1 pseudogene is annotated in these 412 nt (G+C 60.9%); it reads left to right on the plus strand.

What is annotated here, in order from left to right:
- Positions 1 to 358, plus strand: a pseudogene (locus ACGHJ7_RS14810) (IS6-like element IS6100 family transposase); the annotation flags it as partial.
- Positions 359 to 412 lie beyond the last annotated feature (54 nt).

Raw genomic sequence — 412 nt, forward strand, 5'->3', positions numbered from 1 at the left:
CGACAAAGCGCCGAGCTATGGTGCAGCGATCACCGAATTGAAGCGCGAAGGAAAGCTGGACCGGGAGACGGCCCACCGGCAGGTGAAGTATCTCAATAACGTGATCGAGGCCGATCACGGAAAGCTCAAGATACTGATCAAGCCGGTGCGCGGTTTCAAATCGATCCCCACGGCCTATGCCACGATCAAGGGATTCGAAGTCATGCGAGCCCTGCGCAAAGGACAGGCTCGCCCCTGGTGCCTGCAGCCCGGCATCAGGGGCGAGGTGCGCCTTGTGGAGAGAGCTTTTGGCATTGGGCCCTCGGCGCTGACGGAGGCCATGGGCATGCTCAACCACCATTTCGCAGCAGCCGCCTGATCGGCGCAGAGCGACAGCCTACCTCTGACTGCCGCCAATCTTTGCAACAGAGCC

Source organism: Altererythrobacter sp. MTPC7 (assembly GCF_042851395.1).
GTDB lineage: Bacteria > Pseudomonadota > Alphaproteobacteria > Sphingomonadales > Sphingomonadaceae > CAJXSN01.